This is a genomic window from Blautia sp. HA3515 (genome assembly GCF_059933065.1).
Genome location: NZ_JAYFUY010000138.1, coordinates 1 through 11,456, shown reverse-complemented (window position 1 = coordinate 11,456; position 11,456 = coordinate 1). Strand labels below are relative to the sequence as shown.

The 11,456-nt window shown below is 46.4% G+C and carries 5 protein-coding genes and 5 pseudogenes; 9 read left to right on the top strand and 1 reads right to left on the bottom strand.

What is annotated here, in order from left to right; translation table 11 throughout:
* Positions 1 to 722, top strand: a pseudogene (locus tag R1Y93_RS11425) (glycine radical domain-containing protein); the annotation flags it as partial.
* A gap of 20 nt (positions 723 to 742) precedes the next feature.
* Entirely contained in the window at positions 743 to 1,534 is a 792-nt protein-coding gene (locus R1Y93_RS11420) for a glycyl-radical enzyme activating protein (protein ID WP_500822888.1), read from the top strand.
* 64 nt (positions 1,535 to 1,598) lie between these two features.
* Here the strand turns inward: R1Y93_RS11420 and R1Y93_RS11415 are convergent.
* A pseudogene (locus tag R1Y93_RS11415) lies at positions 1,599 to 2,479 on the bottom strand (LysR family transcriptional regulator).
* Positions 2,480 to 2,854: 375 nt separating this feature from the next.
* On the opposite strand from R1Y93_RS11415, the pseudogene R1Y93_RS11410 reads away from it, so the two are divergent.
* The 7 genes and pseudogenes from R1Y93_RS11410 (at position 2,855) to pepT (ending at position 11,198) form a co-directional block, all read left to right on the top strand.
* Positions 2,855 to 3,802: pseudogene (locus R1Y93_RS11410) on the top strand (ABC transporter permease).
* A gap of 2 nt (positions 3,803 to 3,804) precedes the next feature.
* The gene (locus R1Y93_RS11405; protein ID WP_500822887.1) at positions 3,805 to 5,172 is read left to right on the top strand and encodes an ABC transporter permease; all 1,368 of its coding nucleotides are present in this window, start codon (positions 3,805 to 3,807) and stop codon (positions 5,170 to 5,172) included.
* 15 nt (positions 5,173 to 5,187) lie between these two features.
* Positions 5,188 to 6,195 carry an ABC transporter ATP-binding protein gene (locus tag R1Y93_RS11400; RefSeq protein WP_500822886.1) on the top strand — a complete coding sequence of 336 codons (1,008 nt, stop codon included), beginning with the start codon at positions 5,188 to 5,190 and terminating at the stop codon, positions 6,193 to 6,195.
* A gap of 1 nt (position 6,196) precedes the next feature.
* Positions 6,197 to 7,208: pseudogene (locus R1Y93_RS11395) on the top strand (ABC transporter ATP-binding protein).
* Positions 7,209 to 7,356: 148 nt separating this feature from the next.
* Entirely contained in the window at positions 7,357 to 9,030 is a 1,674-nt protein-coding gene (locus R1Y93_RS11390; protein ID WP_500822885.1) for a peptide ABC transporter substrate-binding protein, read from the top strand.
* A gap of 153 nt (positions 9,031 to 9,183) precedes the next feature.
* Entirely contained in the window at positions 9,184 to 9,930 is a 747-nt protein-coding gene (locus R1Y93_RS11385) for a hypothetical protein (RefSeq protein WP_500822884.1), read from the top strand.
* 27 nt (positions 9,931 to 9,957) lie between these two features.
* Positions 9,958 to 11,198 (top strand): annotated as a pseudogene (gene pepT / locus R1Y93_RS11380) (peptidase T).
* Positions 11,199 to 11,456 lie beyond the last annotated feature (258 nt).

The following is an 11,456-nucleotide window of genomic DNA, read 5'->3' as shown; positions in this document are numbered from 1 at the left end:
GAACTCCCCAGGGCATACTGAAAGAAGCTGAAAATGCAGGCAGGCAGGTTGACGAAAAGATGACAGAAGCAGTGGTACAGTCTGTGCTTTCCTTGAAGCTTTCAAAGGAGATGATCAGCCGGTACGAAGAGATCAGGAACAAGATCCTGGAAGTACCTAAGTTTGGAAATGATATTCCGGAAGTGGATTATTTTGCAAGGGATGTTGCTTATACATATACAAGGCCTATCCAGCAGTATAGCAACCCAAGAGGGGGCAGATTCCATGCAGGTCTTTATCCTGTATCAGCCAATGTTCCGCTGGGCGGACAGACAGGAGCTACCCGGACGGCAGATATGCCCATACGCCGGTTGCGGACGGAGTTTCACCATCTGCAGGCAAGGATGTGAACGGTCCTACAGCAGCAGCTACTTCTGTATCCAGGCTTGATCATTTCATCGTATCCAATGGTACATTATTTAATCAGAAATTCCATCCTTCTGCCTTGTCTGGAAGTAGAGGGATTGGAGAAATTTGTGGCATTGATCCGTACCTTCTTTGACCAGAAGGGCATGCATATGCAGTTTAATGTAGTAAGCAGGGAGACACTTCTGGATGCACAGGCACACCCGGAGAATTATAAGCATCTGGTGGTGCGTGTGGCAGGATACAGCGCTTTGTTTACCACATTGTCCAGATCTTTGCAGGATGATATCATAAGAAGGACAGAGCAGGGATTCTGAGAAACAGGAGAAAATAATGGATTTCTTTCTTGAAAACAACAGGCAGGATTTTTGATGTACAAAGATATTCCATTCATGACGGACCGGGGATCCGCACCATTCTTTTTCTGAAGGGGTGTATCCTGCGGTGCAGGTGGTGCTGTAATCCGGAATCCCAGGAGTTTGCTATTCAGAAGATGATCGTGCAGGGGGAAGAGAAGATCATCGGCAGGGATGTGACTGTGGAAGAAATGCTTCAGGTGGTGGAAAAGGACCGGGCATACTATTACCGCTCAGGCGGCGGGATGACTCTTTCCGGAGGGGAATGCCTGTGTCAGCCAGAGTTGCCCAGGGATCTGCTTCGTGGTGCAAAGGAAAGAGGGATCCATACAGCTATCGAAAGTATGGCAGGCATGCCCTGGGAAAATATCCAGATGGTGCTGCCTTATCTGGATCTGTACCTGATGGATATCAAGCACACCAATCCTGAAAAGCATAAGGCTTTTACCGGAAGATCCAATGAACGAATGCTGGAAAACGCAAGAAAAACAGCACTTTCCGGGATGACCCGCCTGGTAATACGGGTGCCTGTGATCCAGGGGTTAAATGATACTGTGGAAGAGATCCAGGGGATTGCCAGATTTGCAGCAACCCTTCCGGGGGTGGATAAGATTCATCTGCTGCCTTACCACAGGCTGGGACAAGATAAATACACGGGACTTGGTCGTGAATACTTGCTGGACGGGGTTCTGCCTCCGTCAGCAGAACATATGGAAACATTAAAAAAGGCAGTCCATGCAGTATGTGGCCTGGACTGCCAGATCGGAGGATGATCCTGCATTTTGCAGGATCATTTTTTTGAAGTGGTGATTATGCGGACATCTGTTTCATGAAGGATCATTCTTTTAATGCGGCGATCATTTTGCGTACAGCAATACTTTGGGGACGTGTGCTGTCCCGTACCAGATAAACATCCCTGGCCGGGATCTCCTCTGCCAGGGGGATCTGGATCACCTGGCCACGGCGCAGGGCATCCTGGGCAAGCATTTCCGGGAAAAAGCCAATGCCAAGATTATGCATGATCATAGGCAGGATCTGGTCAGTGGCAGATGCTTCCATATCCGGCTGGAAAGGAAGTCCCCGCTGGAGGAAAAGCTCCATATAGGTTTCCCTGGTGGAAGTCCGCCCCCCAAGGGAAATAAAGGGATAATCCCGAAGATCCTGCAGGTGCAGGGGTGTATTGGCTGCCTGGGCGAATTTAGGGCCTCCCAGAAGAATCTCCTTAAAAGATACAAGGAGGGTTTTCTGGAGAGGCTTTTTTGTGTGGGCAGGACTGGAAACTACTGCGAAATCCACAAGCCCGTTTTCCAGGGCTGTAAGAGCCTCCGGGGTAGAGTGACTGGCAATCCGAAGGCGTACATGCGGATATTTTTTGTGGAAGGATTCCAGCTTATCTAAAAGCAGAAGACGCAAAGCTGTCTCACTGGCACCAATGAAATCAGACCGCTTTCCAGACCGCGGTCCTTTTCCAGCTCCTTTTCCCCAAGGGAAATCTGCTCATAAGCTACGGAAATATGTTCATACAGACGCTTGCCCTCCGGGGTAAGGGAAACTCCACGGTGAGTACGGACGAACAGCTTACAGTTCAGTTCACGCTCCAGGATATTCATGCAGCGGGTAATGTTGGGCTGATTATTATTCAGGATTTCTGCTGCTTTGGTAAAGCTTTTGTACTGGCAGACAAAATAGAAAATGCGGTAATAATCAAAGTTGACCAAGATTCACGACTCCTTCTGGCTGCACCTGTTTGTGGCAGCCATTCTTTTTATCATCATTTTGCAGGTTTTTGACCGGGATGTCAAGGAAAATACCATAACTACAGCGTTCTTTCACTTGTCATTTCCTGTGCTAAAGTGTTGAGAAATAGAAAAAGTTACTTGATTAAAGCAAAAAAGGGTGCTATAATTTCTGCATATTTTATGGATGGATGTTCTATCCCGTAGTAAAGAGCAATACTTTCCTAACAGACATAGTAGAAAGCTTATGAAGTAGAACGGAATTGATTTGGTCTTTGAAAAAAGAAGTTTTCGGAGACTTTTTTTGTTTTATTTGCGAGAATGGTGTGTCAGGGGAAAAGAAAACAAGGAGGAAAAATGGGCAAATATTTTGTGAAAAGACTTGGAATGGCAATACTGACCATCTTTCTGGTGGCATGTCTTACCTTCCTTTTAATGAATGCTGTACCAGGAAGCCCCTGGCTCAGTGAGAAAACGCCGTCTGAAACAACTCTTGCAGGCACTGAATGCAAAATACGGTCTTGATAAACCGGTTTACGTTCAGCTTTATATGTATCTTAAGAATATTCTTCATGGTGATTTTGGAGTATCTCTGAAAATGCAGAAGAACCGTGCGGTCCTCAGCATTATCACAAGGAGATGTTCCCGGTATCAGCAAAGGTTGGAGCCATTGCTTTGTGCTGGGCAGTGCTGGTAGGTATACCTATTGGCTGTCTTGCTGCTTTTAAACGAGGCAAATTCACAGACAGTGTGCTTCGCATTATATGTACTCTTGGTATCTCTATGCCTAGCTTTGTTGTGGCATCTGTACTTCTGGTTACACTTACAGGAACAAACGCTTTAAGTCTGTTCCCTTCGATCTTTGATGCTTCCCAGGGATGGAGAGCATATGTACTTCCCTGCTTTGCACTTGGATTTTACCCTATGTGCTATACTGCAAGGCAGACCAGATCAGCCATGCTGGATTCATTCAGCCAGGAATATATCAAGACGGCAAGGGCAAAGGGCCTTAAGAATAATAAGATCATTTTCAAACATGCCCTTAGAAATGCCCTGATCCAGGTTATTACATACCTGGGGCCGCAGGTGGCATTTACCCTGTGCGGCGGCTTTGTAGTGGAAAGCGTTTTCTCCATTCCAGGACTTGGACGTTATTTTGTACAGTCCATCCAGAACCGTGATTATCCGGTGATCATGGGTACAACGATTTTCCTTGCAGCATTTATTATTTTGATGAACCTTGTGGTAGACCTTCTTTATAAAGTAGCTGACCCAAGGATCAGCCTTACGAAAGGAGGAGAATGATCGTGGCAGAACAAAAGAAGAAAATGAAGCGCTGTCCTGTCAGTATGCAGCCGGATATTGAGAATCTGTTAAACGATCTTTCTCCGGAGGATTTCTCAAAGGCATCAAAAGAAGAGAAGGATGACTTTATTCAGGATCGTAAAAGCGTATCCTACTGGAAGGATGCATGGCGCAGGCTGAAAAAGAATGTGGTAGCCATGGTAGCCCTTGGTGTGATCGTTTTACTGTTTTTATTTGCTTTTTTAGGACCGGTTCTGGTTCCATACGGCTATGATGAATTTAACAAAGGTGCAGAGAACCTGTATCCTTATCACTATACCTTAGAAGACCAGCAGAAGCTGGATGCAGAGATCGCCTCAAGGACAAAGAAAGATGTGGTTGATGTAGATGAGATGATCGCCAAGGCTAAGGAAGAGGCTGAAGCCAAAGGAGAGGAATTCACCAAAAAGGACGAAGCTGTAATCCGTGCCCAGGCAAAGGTTGCTGCTAAAAAGGGAAGCTCTGCAGGCAGTGACAGTGAAGAAGAGATCGATCAGGATGCACTCCGTAAGGAGCTTGGTATCAAAAAGCATCTGTTTGGTTATTCCCAAAAAGAACTGGAGCGTAAGGCTTCCGGAGAAAAGGTTTTTCCACATGTATTTGGAACTGACATGTATGGCCGTGATATCCTGGTACGTGTTATGTACGGAGCCAGAGTATCCATGTCCGTAGGTGTGTTTGCAGCACTTCTTGTGCTGGTGATCGGTGCAGTTTATGGTGCGATTTCCGGCTACTGCGGCGGCAAGGTGGATGCAGTGATGCAGCGTATTGTAGAACTGATCTATGCAGTACCTGAGATGCTGGTGGTACTTCTGATCGCCACAGCTATGAAACCGATCCTTACAGAATATGTAAATTCAGCGGGAGAAAGTCCTATGAAGTCCTTTGTGTCTGTATTGGGACCAAACCTGATTTCCATGTTTATCGCTTTCGGTATGCTGTACTGGGTAACAATGAGCCGTATTATCCGTGGTCAGGTACTGCAGCTGAAGCAGCAGGAATACGTAACAGCAGCAAGGGCACTGGGAGCATCTGGCGGCCGTATTATCCGTCGTCACCTTCTTCCTAACTGTATCGGACAGATCGTTGTTACCACCTGCCTGCAGATTCCGTCTGCTATTTTCCTGGAATCCTTTTTGTCCTACCTTGGAGTAGGTGTATCCGCACCGCTTCCAAGCCTTGGTTCCATGGCAACAGATGCCCTTGGCGGCATGTATACATATACCTATCGTCTGATCGTACCTTCTGTGATCCTTAGTGTGATGATCCTTGCTTTCAACCTGTTTGGTGACGGCCTGCGTGATGCTTTGGATCCTAAGCTGAAGAAATAAGAAAGGAGGAGAACAATGTCTGAAAAAAAAGAAAAATTATTGGAAGTAAAAGACCTGAAAGTCTCCTTCTTTACGCCAGCCGGTGAGGTTAAGGCAGTAGGAGGTATTTCCTATGACCTGGATTATGGTGAGGTTATGGGAGTGGTTGGAGAGTCCGGATCCGGAAAAAGCCAGGAGGCTTATTCCATTATTGGTCTTCTTCAGTCACCAGGTAAGGTGGTTGGCGGAAGCATTACTTTTGAAGGAAAGGACATGCTTGCCCTTACAAAGAAAGAAATGCAGGAATATCGTGGGAATAAAATCGCCATGATCTTCCAGAACCCTATGACAAGCCTGAATCCTGTTTATACAGTAGGGAATCAGCTTGTGGAGGCCCTGCGTGCTCATGACAGCAAGATCAGCAGGAAAGAAGCTGAACAAAGAGCTATGGAAATGATGGAAATGGTTGGCATCAACAATGTACAGAAGCGTATGAAGCAATATCCTCATGAGTTTTCAGGAGGTATGCGCCAGAGGGTTATGATCGCCATGGGCCTGATCTGTCATCCACAGCTTCTGATCGCAGATGAACCTACCACAGCCCTGGATGTGACCATTCAGGCGCAGATCCTGGATCTGATGAAATCCCTTCAGAAGAAGACGGGCATGGGTATTATTTTTATCACCCATAACTTGGGAGTTGTTGCAGATATCTGTGACAAGGTATCTGTTATGTATGCAGGAAAGATTGTTGAGCAGGGACCTGTAGATGATATTTTCTATGAGCCTGCCCATCCATATACCAAAGGACTTCTCCGTTCCATGCCACGTGTGGATGCCCAGAGCTATGAGAGACTGATCCCCATCGAGGGAACACCGGTGGATATGCTGAATCCTCCGGAAGGATGTCCTTTTGCACCACGTTGTGAGAAATGTATGAAAATCTGTCTGAAGAAAATGCCTCCTTACGTGGAAATCAGCGACAAACACCGTTCTGCATGCTGGCTGTGTGTAGAAGATCTGATGAACAAGGAGGAGAATTAAAATGGCAGAAGATAAGAAACTCCTTGAAATACAAAATTTACGTAAATATTTTCCTATCAAGGGAGTGAAAGGTCCTGGAGTGCAGGCTGTACAGGACGTTTCCCTTTTCATCAAAAAAGGAGAAACACTGGGTCTGGTAGGAGAGTCCGGATGTGGGAAAACTTACTCTTGGAAGAACCATCCTCAGACTGTATGAGCCTACAGGCGGAAAGATCATTTATGACGGACAGGCGATTTATGATAATCCGCTTGGGCCGGACGGACAACCTCTTGGCAAAGCCAAATCTGTGAATATGCTGCCTTACCGCAGAAAGATGCAGATCATTTTTCAGGATCCATCCGCATCTCTTGATCCCCGTATGACAGTAGGAGAGATCATCGGGGAAGCAATTGATATCCATAAGCTTGCAGCAAATAAGAAAGACCGTGCAGACATGATCAAGGAGCTGCTTGCACAGGTTGGATTAAATACAGAGCATGCAAACCGTTATCCTCATGAGTTTTCAGGCGGACAGCAGCAGCGTGTGGGAATTGCCCGTGCACTGGCTGTTAAGCCGGAGTTTATCGTATGTGATGAGCCGATCTCCGCACTGGATGTTTCTATTCAGTCTCAGATCGTAAATATGCTGGAGGACATGCAGCAGCAGATGGGACTTACTTATCTGTTCATTGCCCATGACCTTTCTGTTGTACGTCATATTTCCAACAGGATCGGTGTTATGTACCTGGGCTCTCTGGTAGAGCTGGGTGAAAGCTATGAACTGAACCGTCATCCCATCCATCCATACACACAGACACTGTTATCAGCAGTGCCGGTGCCGGATCCAAAGCTTAGCCGTACCAAGAAAAGGATCATTCTTGAGGGAGACGTGCCAAGTCCAATGAATCCGCCAAGCGGATGCCGTTTCCATACCAGATGTCCATATGCTACGGAAAAGTGTAAGGTGGAAGCCCCTGTATTCCGGGAGCATGAGCCGGGGCACTGGGCTGCATGCCATATGCTGGACAAATAAGGCATAGAGGATGAATAGTAAATACTATGGATTGTCATGCAGCTGTGCTCTTGCAATCCTGCAAATAGGTTATTGTAGGGAGAGATCCCTCTTTAATAAATGTGTTGTTTCTCATGCAGCACAAAAAAGAAAAAAAGGAGGAAAAGTAATGAGAAAGGCAAGAAAATTTATGTCTCTGGCCCTGTCAGCAGCTATGGTTGTAGGCATGGCCGCTACCACACCGGTAATGGCTGAGGATGCTGCTGCATCTGAGGACGGATATAATCTGTCTCTTTGCATCGCTTCTGAGCCTATGTCCATCGACCCTGCATTAAACAGTGCAGTAGATGGTTCGATCATGTGTAATCACATGTTTGAAGGTCTGATCAAATGGGTGGATGATGGCAACGGAAATGCAGTAACCGCACCTGGACAGGCAGAATCCTGGGAGAAGACAGCGAACGATGATGGTACAGTAACTTATACACTGACACTTCGTGACGGTATTAAATGGTCAGACGGACAGGACGTAACAGCAGGTGATTTTGTATATTCCTGGCAGCGTCTTGCAAATCCTGAGACAGCAGCAGATTACTGCTACATGATCGATATGGTACAGGGCTATGATACAGTTGCTGATGGCAGTGCAGAGCCTGACACACTTGGTATCAAAGCAATTGATGACAAAACACTTCAGATCGATCTGAGCTATGACTGCCCGTATTTCGAGGAGATCATGGCATTCCCGGCAACATTCCCTGTTCGCCAGGATAAAGTTGAGGGAAATGATGACTGGACATATGATGTAGATTCTTATGTCAGCAATGGGCCATACAAGATGAAAGAGTGGTCACACAATGCTTACATCCTGATGGAGAAAAACGAGAACTACTATGATTATGAGAATCTTGGACCGGATACCATCAAATTTGCACTTCTTGATGATAACAACGCTATGCTGAAGGGTTACAACAACGGTGAGCTTGACTTTATCGAGAACCTGCCTGTAGATGAGATCCCAACATACCTTGCTGATGGACAGCTTAATATCGCTGACTACCTTGGAACATACTATGTATGCTTCAATACAGAGGATGAGACCTTCTCAGATCCTAACATCCGCAAAGCTTTCTCTCTTGTAATCGATCGTAACTACATCGTAGAGAATGTTTCCCAGGCTGGTGAGGTTCCGGCTGACGGATATGTTCCATCTGGTGTAAATGATGCAGCAGGCCCTGGAAGCGATGACTTCCGTACTGTAGGTGGTTCTTACTACAGCATTTCTGATGAGGATTACGAGAAGAACTGTGAAGAGGCTCGTCAGCTTCTTGCAGACGCTGGTTATCCGAACGGCGAAGGCTTCCCGACTGTTGAGTATCTGTACAACACATCTGACAACCACAAGAAGATCGGTGAGGCTCTTCAGAATATGTGGCAGGAGCAGCTGGGCGTTACAGTTAAACTGAACAATCAGGACTGGAACGTATTCCTGGAGAACAGAAAACAGGGTAACTTCCAGATCGCTCGTAACGGCTGGATCGCAGACTACAATGATCCTTGCTCTTTCCTGGATATGTGGTACACTGGCGGCGGAAACAACGATGCTCAGTATTCCAACCCGGATTACGATGCAAAGATTGATGAAGCAAAAGCTACTTCCGTACAGGAAGATCGTATGAAAGCATTCCATGAGGCTGAGGATATCCTGATCGGTCAGGACAGCGTACTTGCTCCGATTTATTTCTATACACAGCCATACATGCTGAAAGAGAACATTCAGGGTATGTACTACACACCACTTGGATACTTCTTCTTCGGTTACACATCAAAAACAGCAGAGTAAATTTTCCGTTGGGAAATCTGCTTTGTAAGCCTTTGACAGGGGCAGTTCTATCACAGAAATGTGGCAGGGCTGTCCCTGTTTTTTTGCTCTGCATTGACCCGGGTTAAGAGGCATGGTATACTTCCTTTAACATGAGAAAGGATGGTAATGAATATGGACGTATTAGATGAGCAGAAGGCTGTGCGGAAAGCTGCAACCGGCAGGATGTGCCTGTTATTCGGCGGTGGATTCCTTTTGTTTACAGCCATTACATCGACTTTGCTGTACGGGATCAATTTTCTGGTGATCGCCTCTAAGGCAGCCGCAGGAACCAAGGAATATGTGGAGCTTCTTGAAAAGACAAACATGCAGGTTCCGTTTCTCAGGCTGGTAGGCATATTGTTTGTGATCCTGGCAGTTGTGGAGGTTTTTGCAGGGATCAGCAGTGTACGGTACAGTAACCGGGTAGACAAGGCGACTACGATGCTCCGGATTGCTCTTGTGCTTTTGGTTGTGGAGGCTTTGATGGAAGTCTTTCTTTGTTTCTCCAAGCTGATGAGCCTGGGGATGCTTTTTACAGCAATTGGGATCCCGCTGTTTATTTTATGGGGAGCCTGGGGCTTTCGGAAGCTGGCAAAGGAAGATCCTAAGCGTGTCTATGCAGTGGATATGAAGAAAAGACAGCAGGCCAGAAGACAGGCAGCAGCCCAGCCGGCAGCACCAAAGAAAAGCCTGCGTGAACGTGCCATGATGCAGGCAGATTACACACAGGATACATCAGAAGAGACCCAGCCGGAAGTTGAAAGGGAGCCTCAGACAGATGCTGTGCCGGCGTCAGAAGGGATACAGTCAGACGGCGAAGCAAAACAGGAAATGCATGCTGCAGAGGTTGATAAAGAAAAACAGGAAATAAGTTTCTGATAAAACAAAACAGGGAGAAGAGTAATTATGAGAGCGTATGAGCGTTTTTTAAAGTATATTCAGGGTGTATACCACAAGTGATGATAACAGTGAGACAATACCTTCCACTCAGAGACAGTTTGACCTGGGAAACAAGCTGGCTCAGGAAATGAAGGAGCTGGGGATCAGCAATGTGCGTATAGATGACAAATGCTATGTGTATGGTGAGATTCCTGCTGCAAAGGGTTATGAGGATGCACCAGGGATCGGGTTTATTGCCCATATGGATACAGCACCGGATTTTTCAGGAGAAGGTGTGAATCCTCAGATCATCCAGAATTATGATGGCAGCAGGGTAGCACTGGGAAATAGCGGACTTTTCCTGGATCCGGCAGATTTCCCGCACCTTTCCTCACTGAAAGGCAGAACACTGATCAGCCACAAGATGGCACCACTCTCCTTGGCGGAGATGACAAGGCAGGGATCGCAGAGATGCAGTGACTCTGGCAGAAATCCTACTGAAAGAGGATATCCCCCATGGAAAGATCTGCATTGGTTTTACTCCGGATGAAGAGATCGGCAGAGGTGCAGATTGTCTTGATAAAGAGAGTTTCGGTGCTGATTTTGCCTATACCGTTTAGATGGCGGTCAGTGGACAGCGGCTCTGGAATACGAGACCTTTCAATGCTGCCCAGGTGCAGAGGTACACATCAAGGGCTTTCCAGTGCATCCTGGCAGCAGCAAAAATACCCTGGTGAATGCTGTACAGGTAGCGGTAGAATTTCATAATATGCTTCCAGCAGGAGAGACACCAAGGTATACAGAAGAGTATGAAGGCTTTTACCATCTTTGCGACCTGAACGGGGATATTGCACCAGGCAAGTATGGTTTACATTATCCGTGACCATGACAGCCATCTGTTTGAGTCAAGGATTTCTACCATGAAGCATATTGCAAAGCTTCTTAACGAGAAATACGGTGTGGGAACCGTGACCTTGACGATCAAGGAGCAGTACCGGAACATGAAAGAAAAGATTGAGCCATGTATGCACCTGATCGAGAATGCAAAGCTGGCAGCACAGGAAGCAGGTCTGTCCCCTGTTACAGTACCCATCCGTGGGGGCACAGACGGGGCAAGGCTGTCCTACATGGGGCTTCCCTGCCCTAATCTTGGTACCGGCGGCTATGCAGCCCATGGCCCTTGTGAGCATATCACGGTAGAGGGCATGGATCTGGTGGTGGAGATCCTGAAAGGGATCGTGAAGCGGTATGCAGAGCCTGTGAAATAAAATAATAGGATAAGAACCATTGTGATCTGGTAGTTGCTCAGCAGCATGTAATAGAGAATGTGTTGGACAACTGTGTGATAATTTTTTATCACAATGGTTCTTTTTTTGTAAAAATTTAAAGCGTAAAAGTGCCATGTCTGTTTAGGATTTTATAAAATTGGACATATGTTTATAAAAATAGCGCGTAAACTCTTAATTTGATACAATACACATAAAAATTAACGATAAAAAATGTGCAACATGCTGATATTCTTGAAA

Excerpts from the sequence above, each read along its gene's own strand:
- R1Y93_RS11400 (WP_500822886.1), top strand. The coding sequence starts at position 5,188 with ATGTCTGAAAAAAAAGAAAAATTATTGGAAGTAAAAGACCTGAAAGTC.
- R1Y93_RS11390 (WP_500822885.1), top strand. The coding sequence starts at position 7,357 with ATGAGAAAGGCAAGAAAATTTATGTCTCTGGCCCTGTCAGCAGCTATG.
- R1Y93_RS11385 (WP_500822884.1), top strand. The coding sequence starts at position 9,184 with ATGGACGTATTAGATGAGCAGAAGGCTGTGCGGAAAGCTGCAACCGGC.